The following is a 17,572-nucleotide window of genomic DNA, read 5'->3' on the forward strand; positions in this document are numbered from 1 at the left end:
GCGATCGCCTCCCCCGCCAGCGGGGGGAGCGCGGTCGGTTTGCTATCATTGGGGCGAACAGACTTCGACTCCGTGACCGATGACCTCCCTGCCGGCTGCCGCACTGCATGCCATCAACGCCGATTTGCATTGCCATTCCACCGTGTCCGACGGCTGGCTGGAGCCGGAGGCGGTGGTGCTGCGCGCGCTCGGCAACGGCGTCGAACTGCTCGCCCTGACCGACCACGACGAGGTCGGCGGCATCGATGCTGCCGCCAGGGTGGCGGCGGCGCACGGCTTGCGCTTCGTCCCCGGGGTGGAGATTTCGGTGTCCTTCGCCGGGGAGACCGTCCACATCGTCGGCCTCGGTATCGACCACCGCGACCCTGCGCTGAGCGCGGGACTGGCACAGGTGCGGGAAGGACGCGATGCGCGTGCGGTGCGGATGAGCGAATCGCTCGAGCGCGTCGGGATCCGCGATGCGCTCGCCGGTGCCCGCCGCTTCGCGCGCAATCCGGCCCTGCTGAGCCGGGCCCACTTCGCCCGTCATCTGGTGGCGAGCGGCGTGATGCCCGACGTCAGGACCGTGTTCGACCACTATCTGGTGCGCGGCAAGCCCGGCTTCGTCGACCACCAGTGGGCGACCCTGGAGCAGGCGGTGGGCTGGATCCGTGCTGCCGGCGGCATCGCGGTGATCGCCCATCCGGCGCGTTACCGTCTGTCCGCGGCCGATCTCGCGCGTCTTTTCGATCGTTTTGTCGCCGCCGGGGGCGAGGCGGTCGAAGTCGTTTCGGGGGCGCATACCGAAGACGAGATGCGCCGCTTCGCCACGGTCGCGCGCCAGCGTGGTTTGCTCGCTTCGCGCGCGTCGGATTTCCACGGCGAAAAGGAAAGCGCGGTCGATCTCGGTCGCTGCAATCCTCTTCCTCCCGACCTCGAGCCGGTGTGGTCGCGCCTGCTGTAAGGGCGAGCCCGCGCTGCCCGCCTGCCCGGGGATGCCTTTTCCCGACCCACCGCCGATCCGCTTCGAGCGTGACGGGGTGCATGTGCACCGTCCCGCAATCAACAATACGACCATGACACAGTTCTTCACCCTTCATCCCGAGCATCCGCAGCCGCGCTTGGTCCGCCAGGCCGCGGAAATCGTCCGCGCTGGTGGCCTGGTGGTGCTGCCGACCGATTCCGCCTACGCCCTCGGCGGCCAGATCGGCGATGCCGGTGTGCTCGACCGCATCCGCCGCATCCGCGCGGTCGATGAGCGCCATCATTTCACCCTGATGTGCCGCGACCTGTCCGAAATCGCCACCTATGCGCGGGTGGACAACCGCCAGTACCGGCTGCTCAAGGCGACCACGCCCGGCCCTTACACCTTCATTCTCGAAGGCACCAAGGAACTGCCCCGTCGCGTGCTCCACCCCAAGCGCAAAACGATCGGCCTGCGCGTGCCCGTGCACGAGGTGGTGTCGGCGCTGCTCGCCGAGCTCGACGGCCCCTTGCTGACCTCCACCCTGATCCTGCCCGGCGAGGATTTGCCGCTCAGCGACATCGACGAAATCCGCGAGCGCCTGGACAAGCTGGTCGACCTCATCATCGAAGCCGGTTACTGCGGGCCGGAGGCGACCACCGTGATCGATCTCACTTCGGGGGCGCCCGAGCTGATCCGGGCCGGACGCGGTCCGCTCGCACCCTTCGGGCTAGAATGAACGCTTTACTGCCGCCGACTCCGTCATGGACGCGCTGATTCCGACCCTGGCCATCTGGGCCCTGCCGGTGCTGCTGGCGATCACCCTGCACGAGGCGGCACACGGCTATGTCGCACGCCATTTCGGCGACCCGACGGCGCACCTGGCCGGACGGATCACGCTCAATCCGCTGCGCCACATCGATCCGGTCGGCACGGTGCTGGTGCCGGTCGGCATCCTGGCGCTGAGCGCCCTGATGGGCGGGGGTGGCATCCTGTTCGGCTGGGCCAAGCCGGTGCCGGTGAATTTCGGCCGCCTGCGCCGGCCCAAGGCCGACATGCTGTGGGTGGCGGCGGCGGGGCCGTTCACCAACCTGCTGATGGCGCTCGGCTGGGCACTCCTGTTTCGCATCGCCGCCGCCGCCGAGCCCGGCGGCTATTCACTGGCGATGCTGAAGATGGCCGATGCGGGCATCCAGATCAATGCCGTGCTGATGGTGCTGAACCTGCTGCCGATTCCCCCGCTCGACGGCGGGCGGATCGCGGTCAGCCTGCTGCCGGACCGCCTCGCCTGGCGTTTCGCCCAGCTCGAGCCGTACGGATTTCCGATCCTGCTCGTGCTGTTGTTTACCGGCATTCTCGGCGCCATCCTGTGGCCGCTGATCGCCGGCTTCCGCTACCTGCTCTCCCTCGTTTTCGGTCTCTGAGTTCCGCCCATGTACGCAGAACGCGTCCTTTCCGGCATGCGCCCCAGCGGCCGCCTGCATCTCGGCCATTATCATGGTGTCCTCAAGAGCTGGGTGAAGCTGCAGGAAGAATATCCCTGCCTGTTCTTTGTCGCCGACTGGCATGCGCTCACCACCCATTACGACACCCCGCAGGTGATTGCGGACCATGTCTGGGATATGGTGATCGACTGGCTCGCGGCCGGCGTCGACCCCGCCCAGTCCACTCTCTTCATCCAGTCCCGCGTGCCCGAGCATGCCGAGCTGCACCTGCTGCTGTCGATGATGACGCCGCTCGGCTGGCTCGAGCGCGTGCCGAGCTGGAAGGAGCAGCAGGAAAGGCTGGAAGGGCGCGACCTGTCCACTTACGGTTTTCTCGGCTATCCCCTGCTCCAGTCGGCCGATATCCTGCTTTACCGCGCCGACAAGGTGCCGGTGGGCGAGGACCAGGTCCCGCACGTCGAAATCACACGCGAAATCGCCCGCCGCTTCAACCACCTTTACGGGCGCGAGGCCGGCTTCGAGGATAAGGCGAAAGAGGCGGTCAAAAAGCTCGGCGCCAAGCGTGCGCGGCTTTATCAGGAGCTGCGTATCCGCTTCCAGCAAGAAGGTGACGAAGATGCGCTGGAGCAGGCCAAGGCTCTCCTCGATGAAACCCAGAACCTGAGCCTGGGGGACCGCGAGCGCCTTTACGGCTATCTCGAAGGCAGCGGCAAGATGATCCTGGTCGAGCCGGAGGCCCTGCTGACTTCGGCAGCGCGCATGCCCGGGCTGGACGGGCAGAAGATGTCCAAGTCTTACGGCAACACGATCAACTTGCGCGAGGACGCCGACGGCGTCACGCGCAAGATCCGCACCATGCAGACCGATCCGGCGCGCATGCGGCGCACCGACCCGGGCGACCCGGAGCGCTGCCCGGTGTGGCCGCTGCATGCGATCTATTCGGACGAAGCGACCCTGGCCTGGGTGCAGCAGGGTTGCCGAAGCGCCGGGATCGGCTGCCTGGAGTGCAAGCAGCCCCTGCTCGAGGCCATACTCGAGGAGCAGGAAATCCTGCACGAACGGGCCCAGCCCTATCTCGACGATCCGACGCTGGTGCGCAGCATCCTTGCCGACGGCTGCGAGCGCGCGCGCAAGCTGGCGCAGGAAACGATGCGCGACGTGCGCGAAGCGATGGGTCTGGATTACGGCTGATGGACGGACGGATTCACCTCCACCGGCCGGGGTGCCGATGAATCTGCCGTTGCCGCTGGCGCCTCCCGAAACCGCCGAAGCACTGGATGTGCTCGCCCGCATCTACGGCGAACCCCTGCTCGAACTGCCCAAAGACCTGTATATTCCGCCCGATGCGCTGCAGGTGTTCCTCGACGCGTTCGAGGGGCCGCTGGATCTGCTGCTGTACCTGATCCGCAAGGCCAACCTCGACATCCTCGACATTCCGATGGCGCCGCTTACCGCGCAGTACCTCGAATACGTCGAGGCGATGCGGGCCACGAACCTGGAACTGGCCGCCGAGTATCTGCTGATGGCGGCGATGCTGCTTGAAATCAAGTCGCGCATGCTCCTGCCGCGGCCGCTGCGCGAGCATGCCGAAGAGGAGGATCCGCGTGCCGAACTGGTGCGTCGCCTGCTCGAATACGAGCAGATGAAGCTTGCCGCCGCGCGGCTCGACAGCCTGCCGCGGGCCGAGCGCGATTTCGAATGGGTGGGCGTGTTCGTCGCCGAGAAAGTGGTCGAGCGCCTGCCCGACGTCAGTCTGCACGACCTGCAACTTGCTTGGCTGCGGATCATGAAGAAGGCCCGGCTCAGCCAGCACCACCGTGTCGGCCGCGAGCAGTTGTCGGTGCGCGAACTGATGACGGCGATCCTGCGCATGCTGGGCGATGGCGCCTTCGTGGTGTTCGACACCTTGTTCGATGTGCGGCTCGGGCCGTCGGGGCTGGTGGTGAGCTTTCTCGCTGTGCTCGAGCTGGTCAAGGAAAGGCTGGTCGAAGTGACTCAGAACGAGGCTTTTGCGCCGATCTACGTGAAACTCGCCGATGCCAGCCGCAACGACACCTGAGGCGTACCTGCGCATCGTCGAAGCAGCGTTGTTGGCCGCGCCGGCGCCGCTGCCGGTGTCGGAGCTGCGTCGGCTGTTCGACGAAGATCCCGGCCCGGAACTGATTCGCCGCCTGCTCGACGAGCTGTGCGCGCAATGGCGCGCCGCCGATCGTGGCATCGAGCTGGTGCAACTGGCCAGCGGCTGGCGCTTCCAGACGCGGGCGCAGTACCAGGTTTACCTGGACCGGCTGAAGGAGGAAAAGCCGCCGCGTTATTCGCGGGCGGTGATGGAAACCCTGGCGATCATCGCTTACCGCCAGCCGGTCACCCGGGGCGATATCGAGGAGATCCGGGGCGTGGCGGTATCGCCGAACATATTGAAGACGCTGGAGTCGCGCGGCTGGGTGGATGTCGTCGGCCACCGCGATACGCCCGGTCGGCCGGCCTTGTTCGCCACCACCCGGCGTTTTCTCGACGACATGGGGTTGCGCAGCCTGACCGAGCTGCCGGCGCTCACCGAAATTCAAAAAATCATGGACTTAGTCGATGTCTCGCAAAACGAACCGGCCCTTGCGCCCACCCCTGAAGAAGAAGTCTGACGCGGTCGAAATCCTCGATCGCGACCCGCGGCCAGGGCGTGCGGCTCATCGCGAAAGCCCTGCCCACGTCGACGACGACGCCCAGCCGCGCCACAAGGGCGCTCACCTCAATGCCGATCCGCGCGGATCGCGGGCGCCGCGCCCGGGGGCGGCGGGCAGGGAGGCGGGGCGGAGCCGGGACGACCCGGCGCGCCGGCCCGACGCCTATCATTCCGCGCTCGGCCGGCCCGAACGCGGCGAGCGGCCACCGCGAGGCCGCCCCCAGGGAGGCGAGCGTGCGGCACCGACGACCCTGAGCGAGCCCGAGCGGTTGCAGAAAGTACTGGCTCAGGCCGGCGTCGCTTCCCGGCGTGAGATCGAGGAATGGGTGGTGGCCGGGCGCATCTCGGTCAACGGCCTGCCCGCCGCCCTGGGGCAGAAGATCGGCCCCGGCGACCGGGTCAAGGTCAATGGCAAGCTGGTGCCGCTGCGCTTCACCCAGCGTTCGCCACGGGTGCTGATGTACCACAAGCCCGAAGGCGAGATCGTCTCACGCGATGACCCGGAAGGCCGCCCCACCGTGTTCGAGCGCCTGCCGCTGCTGCGCAAGGGGCGCTGGCTGGCGGTCGGGCGGCTCGACTTCAATACTTCGGGTCTGCTGTTGTTTACCAACGATGGCGATCTCGCCAACAAGCTGATGCACCCACGCTACGAGCTCGAGCGCGAATATGCGGTGCGCCTCCTCGGTGAGCTCACCGAGGAGCAGGCGAAATCGCTGACCGAAGGCATCCAGCTCGAAGACGGTCCGGCGAAGTTCACCAGCCTGCGCGACGAAGGCGGCGAGGGGGCCAACCACTGGTACCGGGTGACGATCTCCGAGGGCCGCAACCGCGAGGTGCGGCGCATGTTCGAGGCGGTCGGCCTGACCGTCAGCCGGCTGATGCGGGTGCGCTACGGCAGCGTCGAGCTTCCGGCCCGCCTCAAGCGCGGGATGTGGATGGAAATGCCCGAGGCCGATGCCTGCAGCCTGGCCGGCCTGCCGGTGCCGCAGGGGCGCAGCCAGGACGAGCGCGCCAAGCGTCCGGCGAAGATGCATCGTACCCAGCCGCGCGGTGCGGCGAAAATGCGCTGACCGTCACGAGCGGGCCCGATCCGCGGCCTTGCCGCGGCGGGACGGCCGTGCTCACCCTCATTTCTTCCGCTGTTTCCAGGTGCCGCCGTTGACTTGCGACGGTTTGCCTGGGCAGCGGCTTTCACGCTATAATTTTAAAGCTTTGATGAGTGGCTTTCCGGCTGCGCGCTTCAGCTGCCGCCGGCCTTGTCAGTTATCCGGTTGTGGGCAGTGGCGTGTTTCCGGCGGGATCAATCGTTTGATGGGCGTTTCGCCCATTTTTTATTTGTGGCGCCGGTCGTGGCGCCGGTCGAAGAGCGGGTCGAGTACATGCGTGCAGATGTCGAGCAACTGATCGAACAGGTGGTGAGCGGTCTCGGGTATGAGCTCGTCGATGTCGAGTTTTCCCCCAAGGGCCGCTTGCTGCGGGTGTTCCTCGATATCGAGCGCGGCATCACGGTAGATGACTGCGCCACGGTGAGCAATCAGTTGCAGCGCGTGTTCGAGGTCGAAGGCGTCGATTATGACCGCCTCGAAGTATCGTCGCCGGGACTCGATCGCCCGCTCAAGAAGCTCGCCGACTTCGAACGTTTTCGCGGCAGCGAGGCCCAGGTGCGCCTTTCACTACCGATCGGCAATCAGCGTAATTTCGTGGGCGTGATCGAAGGAGTGCGCGATGCTGTGGTCGTGCTCTCCACCGAGAAGGGCGAAGTGCTGCTGCCTTTCGAAGACATCGAGAAAGCACGCCTTGTACCCAAATTCTAAGACTGTGGATGTGGAGGTATTCTTGAAATGAGCCGCGAGATCCTGCTGCTTGTTGATGCGCTGGCACGCGAGAAGAACGTCGCCAGGGACATCGTTTTTGCCGCGCTCGAAACCGCGCTGGCCTCCGCCACCAAGAAGCGCATCCATGACGACGCCGACGTGGTGGTGTCGATCGACCGCGAGACCGGCGACTACACCTCGCGCCGGCGCTGGCTGGTCATGCTCGATGAAGACGTAGCCAACGACGAAGCCGAGATGGGCATCATCGATGCGCGCGAAGTCAATCCGGACATCCAGCTCGGCGACTATGTCGAGGAAGCGCTCGAACCGATCGACTTCGGCCGCATCGGTGCGCAGGCGGCCAAGCAGGTGATCCTGCAGCGCATCCGCGACGCCGAGCGTGAGCAGGTCCTCAACGACTTCCTCGAGCGCAAGGAATTCCTCGTTTCCGGCTCGATCAAGCGCATGGAGCGCGGCAGCGCGATCATCGAAGTGGGGCGCATGGAAGCGGTCCTGCCGCGGGATCAGCAGATCCCGCGCGAGAACCTGCGCGTGGGCGACCGGGTCAAGGCCTTCCTGCTCAAGATCGATCGCGGCGCCCGCGGTCCGCAGCTGATTCTGTCGCGCACCGCCCCCGAATTCCTGATGAAACTGTTCGAGCTCGAAGTCCCCGAAATCGAGGACGGCCTGCTCGAGCTCAAGGCCTGCGCCCGCGACCCCGGGCTGCGCGCCAAGATCGCGGTGAAATCGAACGACCCGCGCATCGACCCGATCGGCACCTGCGTCGGCCTGCGCGGTTCGCGTGTCACCGCGGTGCGCAACGAGATCGGCGGCGAGCAGATCGACATCATCGTGTGGGCGGCCGATCCGGCCCAGTTCGTGGTCGCCGCGCTGCAGCCGGCCGAAGTGGTATCGATCGTCGTCGATGAGGAAGCGCACGCGATGGACGTCGTCGTCGACGAGAACAACCTCGCGATCGCCATCGGCCGCAACGGCCAGAACGTCAAGCTCGCCTCTGAACTGACCGGATGGACGATCAACCTGATGAGCGAGCAGGAGTCGGCCGAAAAGACCGCTCAGGAGCAGCAGGGGCTACGCAAGCTGTTCATGGAAAAACTGGACGTCGACGAGGATATCGCCGACATCCTGATCGAGGAGGGCTTCTCCTCGCTCGAAGAGGTCGCCTACGTACCGCTGGCCGAGATGCTCGACATCGAGGCTTTCGACGAAGACACGGTGAACGAGCTGCGCAACCGCGCTCGCAACGTGTTGCTGACCGAGGCGATCGTCACCGAAGAGCAGCTGGAGAACGTCTCCGACGATCTGCTCAATCTCGAAGGCATGGAGAAATCCCTTGCCGCAACCCTGGCCCAGAAGGGCATTCGTACCCGTGACGACCTGGCCGACCTCGCGGTCGACGAACTGGTCGAACTGGCCGGGATCGACGAAGAAAGAGCCAAGGCGCTGATTTCCATTGCGCGCGCCCATTGGTTCGAAGAATGATGGGAGGGCAGTAATGGAACAAATGAGCGTGACCCAGTTTGCCGGCGAACTGAAAATGCCGGCCGCGGCGCTGCTCGAGCAGTTGAAGCGTGCGGGCGTGGAAAAAACCGGCCCCACCGATCTGCTCACCGAACAGGACAAGGCGAGGCTGCTCGAATACCTGCGCCGGGCGCATGGCGATGTCCAGCCCAAAGGCAAGATCACCCTGACCCGCAAGCAGACGACCGAAATCCGCGCAACCGACTCGACCGGCCGCGCACGCACGGTTCAGGTCGAAGTGCGCAAGAAGCGCACCTTCGTCAAACGCGATGAACTGCAAGGGGAAGCGGGCGCAGAGGTGAGCGAAGCGGCTGCCGTGCCTGAATCGGTGCTTGCCGCTGCAGCCGCAGCGGAGCTCCCGGAAGAAGCGTTCGAGCAGGTGCAGGCCGGGGCGGTGGCTGAAGTGCCTGCGGAAGCCGCCACTGAGATCCCGGCGCAGCCCGAAGCCCAGACCCCTGTCGAAGCCCAGGCGCCGGCCCCTGCCGAAGCAGTGACGACCGAACTGGTTGCCGCGCCCGAGGCAGCCGAACAGTTGCCGGCGGAAGTGCCCGCCAGCAGCACTGGAGCTGTGTCGCCTGCCGCCGCGCCGCCGCAGGCGGCACCGACGACGACCATTGTGCTTACCAAGCCTCTGCCGCTCAGTGAAATTCTCGGTGATGAAGAAATCGCCGCTCGCAAGCGCGATGAAGAGCGCCTGCGGGCGCTGAAGGAGCGCCAAGCGGCCGACCTGCGCGCACGCCAGGAACGCGAGGCGGCGGCGCGCGCTGCGGCCGAAGCCCGCCGCGCCGAAGAAGAAGCCCGCATCCGTGCCGAGCAGCAGAAAAAGGAAGAGCCCGCGAAGCCGGCCAAATCGACCACCGGCACCCTCCACCGACCGGCGAAAACCGAAGACAAACCGGCCGCCAGTCGCGACGCGCGGCGTGGTGCGGCCGCTCCGGCACGCGAGGCCGACAGCGGCAGCAAGCGTCGCGGCGGGCTGAAAACGCGCGGCGAAGTGGGCGCGACCACGGGCAGCAACTGGCGTGGAGCGGGCAAGGGCGGCGGTCGTCACGGTCGCCATCAGGAAGATCGCTCGTCGTTCCAGGCGCCGACCGAACCGATCGTGCGCGAAGTCCATGTGCCCGAAACCATCACCGTCGCCGATCTCGCCCACAAGATGGCGGTGAAGGCGACCGAGGTCATCAAGGCGTTGATGAAGATGGGCTCGATGGTCACGATCAACCAGGTGCTCGATCAGGAAACCGCGATGATCGTGGTCGAGGAAATGGGTCACAAGGCGCTCGCCGCGAAGCTTGACGACCCCGACGCCTTCCTCGAGGAAAACGAGGAGCTCAAGGATGCCGAGCTGCTGCCGCGTGCGCCGGTGGTCACGGTCATGGGCCACGTCGATCACGGCAAGACTTCGCTGCTCGACTACATCCGGACGGCGAAGGTCGCGGCCGGTGAATTCGGCGGCATCACCCAGCACATCGGCGCGTATCACGTCGAGACCGCGCGCGGCATGCTGACCTTCCTCGATACCCCGGGCCACGAGGCGTTTACCGCGATGCGTGCCCGTGGCGCCAAGGCTACCGACATCGTCATCCTGGTGGTGGCGGCCGACGACGGCGTGATGCCGCAGACGCGCGAAGCCATCCACCACGCCAAGGCGGCCGGCGTGCCGCTGGTGGTGGCGATCAACAAGATCGACAAGCCTGACGCCAACCCCGAGCGCGTCACCCAGGAACTGATCGCCGAGTCCGTGATTCCCGAAGCCTACGGCGGCGACACGATGTTCGTGCCGGTGTCGGCGAAGAAGGGAACCGGCATCGACGAGCTGCTCGAAGCCGTCCTGCTGCAGGCCGAAGTGCTGGAGTTGACCGCCGCGGTCGACACTCCGGCCAAGGGCCTGATCATCGAGGCCCGCCTCGACAAGGGGCGCGGCCCGGTCGCTTCGCTGCTGGTGCAGTCGGGGACCCTGAGGAAGGGCGACGTGCTGCTCGCGGGCGCGACGTTCGGCCGCATCCGCGCCATGCTCGACGAGAATGGCAAGCAGATCGACGAGGCCGGCCCCTCGATTCCGGTCGAGATCCTCGGCCTGTCCGATGTCCCGGCGGCCGGTGACGAGGCAATCGCCCTGGTCGACGAGAAGAAGGCGCGTGAAATCGCGCTCTTCCGCCAAGGCAAGTTCCGCGACGTCAAGCTCGCCAAGCAGCAGGCGGCCAAGCTCGAGAGCATGTTCGAGCAGATGGGCGAAGGCGAGGTCAAGACGCTGGCGCTGATCATCAAGGCCGATGTCCAGGGCTCGCAGGAGGCTCTGGTGCAGTCGCTGCAGAAGTTGTCCACCGACGAGGTGCGGGTCAACGTGATCCACGCTGCGGTGGGGGCGATCTCCGAGTCGGACGTCAACCTCGCACAGGCCTCGGGCGCGGTCATCATCGGCTTCAACACCCGGGCCGATGCCGGTGCACGCAAGCTGGCCGAGAGCTTCGATGTCGATATCCGCTACTACAACATCATCTACGACGCAGTCGACGAGGTGAAGGCGGCGCTGTCCGGCATGCTCGCGCCCGAGAAGCGCGAGGAAGTCACCGGCCTGGTCGAGATTCGCCAGGTGTTCACGATTTCCAGGGTCGGCTCGATCGCCGGCTGCTATGTGCTCGAAGGGGTGGTTCGACGCAATTCGCATATCCGCCTACTGCGCAACCACACCGTGATCTGGACCGGCGAGCTCGAGTCGCTGAAACGCTTCAAGGACGATGTCAAGGAAGTCAAGTTCGGCTACGAATGCGGCCTCCAGCTCAGGAACTACAACGACATCAAGGAAGGCGATCAGCTCGAGGTGTTCGAGATCAAGGAAGTGGCGAGGACGCTGTAAACGATGCCCAAGGAGTATTCCCGCAGTCAGCGCGTGGTCGAGCAGATCCGCCGCGAGCTGGCCGAGCTGATCCGGCTCGAAGTGAAGGATCCCCGCGTCGGCTTCATCACCCTGACCGATGTCGAGATCACGCCCGATTACGCCCATGCGAAGGTGTTCTTCACCTCGATGACCGGAGCCGGCGATGTCCCCGAAATCCTCCAGGGCCTGCGCCGCGCGAGCGGTTTCCTGCGCCGCGAGCTGGGTCGGCGGATCCGTATCCATACCATTCCCGAGCTCCATTTCCAGTACGATCGGTCGGTCGAGGAGGGCGCACGCCTTTCGCAGCTGATCGATACGGTGGTCCGCGAGGACGAAGCGCGCCACCAGGACGGGGCCGCTACGGCGCCGGACTCCGCCAGCGATGATGACGGCAAGCACGCCTGAGGCGGCCGCGGCCTCGCGTCCGCGTCGACCGCAGCGGGTGCAGCGCAAGATCGTGCGCCGGGTGGTCGACGGCGTGCTGCTGCTCGACAAGCCGCAGGGGCTCAGCTCCAACGCCGCGCTGCAGACCGCGCGCCGCCTGCTCGGTGCGGCGAAGGCCGGCCATACCGGTACGCTTGACCCGATGGCGAGCGGGCTGCTGCCGCTGACCTTCGGCGAAGCGACGAAGTTCTCGCAGATCCTGCTCGATGCCGACAAGACTTACGAGGCCGTTGTCCAGCTCGGCATCGAGACCGATTCGGGCGATGCCGAAGGTGCGGTTGTCGCCACCCGCCCGGTGGCGGTCGCGGGAGCGCAGCTCGAAGCCGTGCTCGCATGCTTTCGCGGTGAAATCGAGCAGATCCCTCCGATGTATTCCGCGCTCAAGCGCGATGGCAAGGCCTTGTACGAATACGCCCGTGCCGGCATCGAAGTCGAGCGTGCGCCGCGCCGGGTGTCCATACATGCCCTCGATCTGCTCTCCTTCGGTGCCGATCGGTTCACGCTTCGCGTTGCCTGCAGCAAGGGCACCTACATCCGCAGCCTGGCGATGGATATCGGCACGGCGCTCGGTTGCGGTGCCCACCTGTGCGGGTTGCGGCGCACCGCGATCGGCCGTTTCCGGGTCGATGAAGCGGTCACGCTGGCGCAGCTCGAAGCCGCGGCCGAAGTCGAGCGCGACCGCCTGCTCGCCCCGGTCGATGCGTTGGTGGCGGATTTCCCCGCGCTCGAACTCGATGCCGACGCCGCCCGCGGGCTGCTGCAGGGGCGCGTGCTGAGCCTGGCGACAGGCACTTCCGGCGAGGCCGGGAAAATATCGCGCGTGTATGGGCCTGCTGGTTTTCTCGGCCTCGGACAGTGGCAGGACGACGGCCGGCTCGCGCCGCGCCGCCTGATCGCGACCGGCGACGGGCCGCGCGCCGGTGCTTGAAGCGCAGGCACGATTTCGATTGAGTTTATGGTGCCGCTATGGGTATAATCCGCGGCTTCTGATTGGCAGAAAATACGAGTAAAGACACACATGGCTCTTGATACCGCATCCAAGTCGAAGATCGTCTCCGACTTCCAGCGCGCCCAAGGCGACACCGGTTCGCCGGAAGTCCAGGTCGCGCTCCTGACCGCCCGCATCAACGGGCTCGCCCCCCACTTCAAGGAGCACGGCAAGGATCATCACTCCCGCCGCGGGCTGCTGAAGATGGTCAGCCAGCGCCGCAAGCTGCTGGATTACCTCAAGGGTCGCAACGCCGACAGCTATCGCAACCTGATCGAGCGTCTCGGCCTGCGCAAGTAATTGTCGCCCGTGACCAGCCCGACAGTGCCGATCAGGGCGAAGTAAGCCAGGAAAGCCGGTGTGTGCCCAGGCGGCCGCACCGGCTTTTTGCCGTTTGGCGTCCGGGTTTCGACGCCGCCTTTCCGCGCCGCCCTTCTCGGGGAAGGGCGCGGCATGCAGTTGTAGTCCGCTGCAATCAACGATAGAGGAATTCACCTTGCCTACCGCAATCAAGAAAACATTCGCCTATGGGGCGCATACCGTCACCCTGGAAACCGGCGAAGTCGCCCGTCAGGCCGGCGGCGCCGTCATCGTGAACATGGACGAGACCGTGGTGCTGGCCACCGTGGTCGGTGCCAAGGAAGCCCGCCCGGGCCAGGATTTCTTCCCGCTCACCGTCGATTACGTCGAGAAGTTCTACGCCGCAGGGCGCATTCCCGGTGGCTTCTTCAAGCGTGAAGGGCGCCCGAGCGAGAAGGAGATCCTCACTTCGCGCCTGATCGACCGCCCGATCCGCCCGCTCTTCCCCGAAGGCTTCATGAATGAAGTCCAGGTCATCGTCACCGTGCTGTCGCTGAACCCGGAAATCGATTCCGACATTCCGGCGATGATCGGCGCTTCGGCCGCCTTGGCGATTTCCGGCCTGCCCTTCAATGGTCCGGTGGGCGCTGCCCGCGTCGGCTACCTCGACAGCCAGTACGTCCTCAATCCGACCGCGACCGAACTGCAGACGAGCCAGATGAACTTGGTCGTCGCCGGCACCCAGGCCGCGGTGCTGATGGTCGAGTCCGAAGCGAAGGAGCTGCCCGAAGATGTCATGCTCGGTGCAGTGGTGTTCGGCCACGAGCAGATGCAGACCGCCATCCGTGCCATCAACGAACTGGTGGAAGTCGCCGGCAAGCCCGAGTGGGACTGGCAGGCCCCGCCCGCCAACGCATCGCTGATCGCCCGTGTCACCGAACTCGCCAAGGCCGAGATGGAAGAGGCTTTCCGCATTACCAGCAAGCAGGAGCGCTCGGCCCGCCTGTCCGAGATCCGCAAGCGCACGATGGCGCAACTGGTTGAAGGTGCCGACACTCCGCCGTCGATCAACGAGATCAAGGACATTTTCTTCAACCTCGAAGCCGGCATCGTGCGCAGCCGCATCCTCGATGGCGAACCGCGCATCGACGGCCGCGACACCCGCACCGTGCGTCCGATCGAAATCCGCACCGGCGTGCTGCCGCGCACCCATGGTTCGGCGCTGTTCACCCGTGGCGAGACCCAGGCCCTGGTCATCGCGACTCTTGGCACCGGCCGCGACGAGCAGATCATCGATGCGATCGCCGGCGAGTACAAGGAACGCTTCCTGCTGCATTACAACTTCCCGCCGTTCTGCACCGGCGAGACCGGTCGCTTCGGTATCACCAAGCGCCGCGAAGTCGGCCACGGCCGCCTCGCCAAGCGCTCGCTGGTGGCGATGCTGCCGAAGCCGGAAGAGTTCTCCTATACCGTGCGGGTGGTCTCCGAAATCACCGAATCCAACGGTTCGAGCTCGATGGCCTCGGTCTGCGGTGGCTCGCTGGCGATGATGGATGCCGGCGTGCCGCTGAAAAACCACGTCGCCGGTATCGCCATGGGCTTGATCAAGGAAGGCAACCGCTTCGCGGTGCTGACCGACATCCTGGGCGACGAGGACCATCTCGGCGACATGGACTTCAAGGTCGCCGGCACCGAGAACGGCATCACCGGCCTGCAGATGGACATCAAGATCCAGGGCATCACCAAGGAAATCATGCATGCTGCGCTCGAGCAGGCCAAGGAAGGCCGCCTGCACATCCTCGGTCTGATGCAGCGCTCGCTGGGCAGCAGCCGTGGAGAGGTCTCGGAGTACGCGCCGCGCATGATCAACATGAAGATCAATCCGGAGAAGATCCGCGACGTGATCGGCAAGGGCGGCGCGGTGATCCGCGCGCTGCAGGAAGAGACCGGTACCGTGATCGAGATCGAGGACGACGGTGCGATCAAGATCTCCTCGGTCAGCGCCGAAGGTGCGCAGGCCGCGAAGGCCAAGATCGAAGCGATCACCGCCGAAGTCGAGATCGGCAAGGTCTATGAAGGTACGGTGCTGCGCTTGCTCGATTTCGGCGCGATCGTCAATATCATGCCGGGCCGCGACGGGCTGCTGCACGTTTCCCAGATCGCCAACGAGCGCGTGAATAACGTCTCCGACTACGTCAAGGAAGGCCAGGTGGTGCGCGTCAAGGTGCTCGAGACCGACGAGCGCGGCAAGATCCGTCTGAGCATGAAGGCGCTGCTGAGCGAAAACGCCTGACCGCCCGGGCGGAGCCGGACCTCCGCCGCCCGGGTTTTACGGGCGGCGCTTCCCCTTCGCGCACATGAAGCACAGATAGCACAGATGAAAAAAGGACGCCGCCGCGTCCTTTTTTCATTGCATTCGAGCCTGCGTCCGCAGGCGCACTGCGCTTACTTCGCCACCTGACGTTCCCGCATCTCTTCCAGCGTCTTGCAGTCGATGCACATGGTCGCCGTCGGACGGGCCTCCAGGCGCTTCAGACCGATCTCTACGCCGCAGCTGTCGCAGTAGCCATACTCGCCTTCGTTGATGCGGCCGAGCGCCTCGTCGATCTTCTTGATCAGCTTGCGCTCGCGGTCGCGGTTCCGCAGTTCGAGGGCGATGTCGGATTCCTGGCTGGCGCGGTCGTTGGGGTCGGCGAACACCGTGGCTTCATCCTGCATGGTGTGCACGGTGCGTTCAATGTCCTCCATCAACTCGCCCTTCAGCGAGCTCAGGATCTCGTGGAAGTGGGCCAGCTGCTTTTCGCTCATGTATTCCTCGCCGGCCGCAGGTACATAGGGCGGGAATTGCTTGTGCAGGGTATCGTCAGCCATGAATCAACTTCCGTGTTGGTGAATGAGGAGACCCGACTTAATAGCAGAATCGGGCAGGCACGGCAAGCAAAGGCGCCGGGCTTCGGCGCCGCGAGGCTGCGCTGTCCCGGACAGGGCGGACCAGCGCAGCCAGTGGCCGCAGGCATTGCGCACTCCACGGATGCTGCGGTGCCACGGTCCGTGGATGCACAGCCCTCTGGTGGCGTTCGATTCGACTTCCACAGCATCGGCTTCGCTGGCCGGTTTTCGGCGGCCGTGCCAGCGTTCGCAACTGATGCAGCGCTTGTCACTGACGGCTTGAAGTAAGGACATGGACCCTTTCGCACTCCTTGTGGTTCGATCGGGCTGCGTGCGGCAAGGCGCTTCGCGGTATGGCGGGTGCGGCTCGCTAGAAAACGTGACGCCCCGTTGGGGTCAGGCGGTGAGTCGGTTGGTGAAAGGGTAGCCGAATCTACGCAGCAGGTGTTTGAATGCTTTGGAGCTCGCCCTGGGGTCGTTGCCGGCGAAGAGCGCCTTCTGGCGGTCGTGCGTCGCGGTGGGCAACGAGGCCAGTAGCATTTCGCGCTCATCAAGGATGTCGTCGCACATTCTGTCGGTGACGAACAGAAACGGAATCGGATGGTACAGGCCGTCCTTCCGCAAGCGGTGATAACGTGGGCTCGTGTTCCGGATGCTCTCGGTGGGGTGGTTTTTCATGGGCTCCGTGGGGCGAATGCGAAGTCTGTATTTATAGTGGAAAATTGTAACCTACATATTACGCCGTGCTGGATGTCGGTGTGGCCGGACCGAAACGGCGGACGAGCGCCGCCAGGCGCACAATCGGGGATGGGCGCTGGAGCAGCGTGCAGGGATGAGAAAGAAATACCGCCCGATGGGCAGTGTTGGGCGGGAAGCGAATCGAGTGTCGGTGTCGAGCCGAGGCCCCCGGGGCCGGGGGCTTGCGGTGATGGCGGCGCTTTTCGACGCCTGCCGGGTGCCGCTTTCGGCTGCTTGAATTCGATGGGGCGACATACCGGTTTCGAACCGGTGACCTCTGGAGCCACAATCCAGTGCTCTACCAACTGAGCTAATGCCGAAAGGCGATGTAAATCAACGAGTTGTGCATTTTGTCCAGTGTTCGCTTCAACCCCTTGGTCAAGTTCTGGTCAAGTGGGGGGGCATCCTGGCATCAATTACGCGGCGGGGCAACGGTTGGCGGGTACGTATCACCCGCCTTGGACATGAACCCCTATCAAAGACATTCAAGGCGAAGGCTGACGCTGAACGATTCGCGGCCTCTGTTGAAGGTGACATCGCCAAGGGAACATACCGGCGCAACCCTGGCGCCAAGGTGACACTTGGCGAACTGTTGCAGCGTTACGGCGAAGAGGTGACACCCCACAAGCGGGGCGCCAGTGTGGAACGCTACCGCATCGCCAATCTGCAGACTCGGGACAACCCGGCTCACAAGCTGATGGTCAAATTTGCAGGCGACATAACGGCGGCTGATGTCGCCGCCTGGCGGGACAAGCGAGCGAAGTCCTGCAGCCCTTCAACCATTCAGAAAGAGTTCGCACTGTTGGCGCCGGTCCAATACTGACCAGGTGTTCCGTTTGAATTCTGACCAGGGACGATAGCCGCCTGTCATTACGGCGACTGTGGATAAGTGTAGCGGTTTTTAGGGTGAG

General features: G+C 65.1%; 17 protein-coding genes. 15 read left to right on the forward strand and 2 right to left on the reverse strand.

The annotated features are described in order from the left end of the window. Positions 1–79 precede the first annotated feature (79 nt). The 14 genes from MXC99_RS07155 to pnp all read left to right on the forward strand — a co-directional run bounded on the left by MXC99_RS07155 (position 80) and on the right by pnp (position 15,327). Positions 80–943 (forward strand): 3',5'-nucleoside bisphosphate phosphatase, encoded by an 864-nt coding sequence (locus MXC99_RS07155; RefSeq protein ID WP_247724798.1) that lies wholly within the window; start codon positions 80–82, stop codon positions 941–943. Positions 944–1,055: 112 nt separating this feature from the next. Beyond that, entirely contained in the window at positions 1,056–1,682 is a 627-nt protein-coding gene (locus MXC99_RS07160) for an L-threonylcarbamoyladenylate synthase (protein ID WP_247724809.1), read from the forward strand. A gap of 25 nt (positions 1,683–1,707) precedes the next feature. Further along, the gene (locus MXC99_RS07165; RefSeq protein ID WP_247724799.1) at positions 1,708–2,367 is read left to right on the forward strand and encodes a site-2 protease family protein; all 660 of its coding nucleotides are present in this window, start codon (positions 1,708–1,710) and stop codon (positions 2,365–2,367) included. 9 nt (positions 2,368–2,376) lie between these two features. Beyond that, positions 2,377–3,579: a tryptophan--tRNA ligase gene (locus MXC99_RS07170; protein ID WP_247724800.1), complete on the forward strand. Its 1,203-nt coding sequence runs from the start codon at positions 2,377–2,379 to the stop codon at positions 3,577–3,579. A 37-nt stretch (positions 3,580–3,616) separates the two neighbouring features. After that, entirely contained in the window at positions 3,617–4,447 is an 831-nt protein-coding gene (locus MXC99_RS07175) for a segregation and condensation protein A (protein WP_247724801.1), read from the forward strand. Continuing rightward, positions 4,425–5,027 (forward strand): SMC-Scp complex subunit ScpB, encoded by a 603-nt coding sequence (gene scpB, locus MXC99_RS07180; protein ID WP_247724802.1) that lies wholly within the window; start codon positions 4,425–4,427, stop codon positions 5,025–5,027. The genes MXC99_RS07175 and scpB overlap by 23 nt, the downstream gene beginning before the upstream one ends. Then, a complete protein-coding gene (gene rluB, locus MXC99_RS07185; RefSeq protein WP_247724803.1) occupies positions 4,975–6,138 on the forward strand; it encodes a 23S rRNA pseudouridine(2605) synthase RluB in 1,164 nt (387 codons plus the stop codon). The genes scpB and rluB overlap by 53 nt, the downstream gene beginning before the upstream one ends. A gap of 309 nt (positions 6,139–6,447) precedes the next feature. After that, complete coding sequence (rimP, locus tag MXC99_RS07190; protein WP_247724810.1) at positions 6,448–6,882, forward strand: ribosome maturation factor RimP; 435 nt, start codon at positions 6,448–6,450, stop codon at positions 6,880–6,882. A 27-nt stretch (positions 6,883–6,909) separates the two neighbouring features. Further along, on the forward strand, positions 6,910–8,385 hold the full coding sequence (gene nusA, locus MXC99_RS07195) for a transcription termination factor NusA (RefSeq protein WP_107220556.1): 1,476 nt from the start codon (positions 6,910–6,912) through the stop codon (positions 8,383–8,385). A 13-nt stretch (positions 8,386–8,398) separates the two neighbouring features. Beyond that, the gene (gene infB / locus MXC99_RS07200) at positions 8,399–11,281 is read left to right on the forward strand and encodes a translation initiation factor IF-2 (protein WP_247724804.1); all 2,883 of its coding nucleotides are present in this window, start codon (positions 8,399–8,401) and stop codon (positions 11,279–11,281) included. 3 nt (positions 11,282–11,284) lie between these two features. Beyond that, the gene (gene rbfA / locus MXC99_RS07205; RefSeq protein WP_247724805.1) at positions 11,285–11,707 is read left to right on the forward strand and encodes a 30S ribosome-binding factor RbfA; all 423 of its coding nucleotides are present in this window, start codon (positions 11,285–11,287) and stop codon (positions 11,705–11,707) included. Beyond that, positions 11,688–12,674 (forward strand): tRNA pseudouridine(55) synthase TruB, encoded by a 987-nt coding sequence (gene truB, locus MXC99_RS07210; protein WP_247724811.1) that lies wholly within the window; start codon positions 11,688–11,690, stop codon positions 12,672–12,674. The genes rbfA and truB overlap by 20 nt, the downstream gene beginning before the upstream one ends. A 90-nt stretch (positions 12,675–12,764) precedes the next feature. Continuing rightward, positions 12,765–13,034 carry a 30S ribosomal protein S15 gene (rpsO, locus tag MXC99_RS07215; protein ID WP_075148455.1) on the forward strand — a complete coding sequence of 90 codons (270 nt, stop codon included), beginning with the start codon at positions 12,765–12,767 and terminating at the stop codon, positions 13,032–13,034. A 196-nt stretch (positions 13,035–13,230) separates the two neighbouring features. Next, complete coding sequence (gene pnp / locus MXC99_RS07220) at positions 13,231–15,327, forward strand: polyribonucleotide nucleotidyltransferase (RefSeq protein WP_247724806.1); 2,097 nt, start codon at positions 13,231–13,233, stop codon at positions 15,325–15,327. A 152-nt stretch (positions 15,328–15,479) separates the two neighbouring features. Here pnp and dksA read toward each other — a convergent pair whose 3' ends face one another. Both dksA and MXC99_RS07230 read right to left on the reverse strand, forming a co-directional pair. Beyond that, positions 15,480–15,905 (reverse strand): RNA polymerase-binding protein DksA, encoded by a 426-nt coding sequence (gene dksA, locus MXC99_RS07225; RefSeq protein WP_107220561.1) that lies wholly within the window; start codon positions 15,903–15,905, stop codon positions 15,480–15,482. Between the two features lie 414 nt (positions 15,906–16,319). Beyond that, positions 16,320–16,601: a hypothetical protein gene (locus MXC99_RS07230; RefSeq protein ID WP_247724807.1), complete on the reverse strand. Its 282-nt coding sequence runs from the start codon at positions 16,599–16,601 to the stop codon at positions 16,320–16,322. A gap of 373 nt (positions 16,602–16,974) precedes the next feature. On the opposite strand from MXC99_RS07230, the gene MXC99_RS07235 reads away from it, so the two are divergent. After that, positions 16,975–17,484: a hypothetical protein gene (locus MXC99_RS07235; RefSeq protein WP_247724808.1), complete on the forward strand. Its 510-nt coding sequence runs from the start codon at positions 16,975–16,977 to the stop codon at positions 17,482–17,484. The last annotated feature ends 88 nt before the right edge of the window (positions 17,485–17,572 follow it).

The sequence above is a fragment of the Thauera aromatica genome, assembly GCF_023093595.1.
Taxonomy (GTDB): Bacteria; Pseudomonadota; Gammaproteobacteria; order Burkholderiales; family Rhodocyclaceae; genus Thauera; species Thauera aromatica_A.

What these genes read in the sequence shown, in the direction of transcription:
- MXC99_RS07155 (WP_247724798.1), top strand. Translation starts at nt 80, where the DNA reads ATGACCTCCCTGCCGGCTGCCGCACTGCATGCCATCAACGCCGATTTG.
- MXC99_RS07160 (WP_247724809.1), top strand. Translation starts at nt 1,056, where the DNA reads ATGACACAGTTCTTCACCCTTCATCCCGAGCATCCGCAGCCGCGCTTG.
- MXC99_RS07165 (WP_247724799.1), top strand. Translation starts at nt 1,708, where the DNA reads ATGGACGCGCTGATTCCGACCCTGGCCATCTGGGCCCTGCCGGTGCTG.
- MXC99_RS07170 (WP_247724800.1), top strand. Translation starts at nt 2,377, where the DNA reads ATGTACGCAGAACGCGTCCTTTCCGGCATGCGCCCCAGCGGCCGCCTG.
- MXC99_RS07175 (WP_247724801.1), top strand. Translation starts at nt 3,617, where the DNA reads ATGAATCTGCCGTTGCCGCTGGCGCCTCCCGAAACCGCCGAAGCACTG.
- scpB (WP_247724802.1), top strand. Translation starts at nt 4,425, where the DNA reads ATGCCAGCCGCAACGACACCTGAGGCGTACCTGCGCATCGTCGAAGCA.
- rluB (WP_247724803.1), top strand. Translation starts at nt 4,975, where the DNA reads ATGTCTCGCAAAACGAACCGGCCCTTGCGCCCACCCCTGAAGAAGAAG.
- rimP (WP_247724810.1), top strand. Translation starts at nt 6,448, where the DNA reads ATGCGTGCAGATGTCGAGCAACTGATCGAACAGGTGGTGAGCGGTCTC.
- nusA (WP_107220556.1), top strand. Translation starts at nt 6,910, where the DNA reads ATGAGCCGCGAGATCCTGCTGCTTGTTGATGCGCTGGCACGCGAGAAG.
- infB (WP_247724804.1), top strand. Translation starts at nt 8,399, where the DNA reads ATGGAACAAATGAGCGTGACCCAGTTTGCCGGCGAACTGAAAATGCCG.
- rbfA (WP_247724805.1), top strand. Translation starts at nt 11,285, where the DNA reads ATGCCCAAGGAGTATTCCCGCAGTCAGCGCGTGGTCGAGCAGATCCGC.
- truB (WP_247724811.1), top strand. Translation starts at nt 11,688, where the DNA reads ATGACGGCAAGCACGCCTGAGGCGGCCGCGGCCTCGCGTCCGCGTCGA.
- rpsO (WP_075148455.1), top strand. Translation starts at nt 12,765, where the DNA reads ATGGCTCTTGATACCGCATCCAAGTCGAAGATCGTCTCCGACTTCCAG.
- dksA (WP_107220561.1), bottom strand. Translation starts at nt 15,905, where the DNA reads ATGGCTGACGATACCCTGCACAAGCAATTCCCGCCCTATGTACCTGCG.
- MXC99_RS07230 (WP_247724807.1), bottom strand. Translation starts at nt 16,601, where the DNA reads ATGAAAAACCACCCCACCGAGAGCATCCGGAACACGAGCCCACGTTAT.
- MXC99_RS07235 (WP_247724808.1), top strand. Translation starts at nt 16,975, where the DNA reads ATGCCGAAAGGCGATGTAAATCAACGAGTTGTGCATTTTGTCCAGTGT.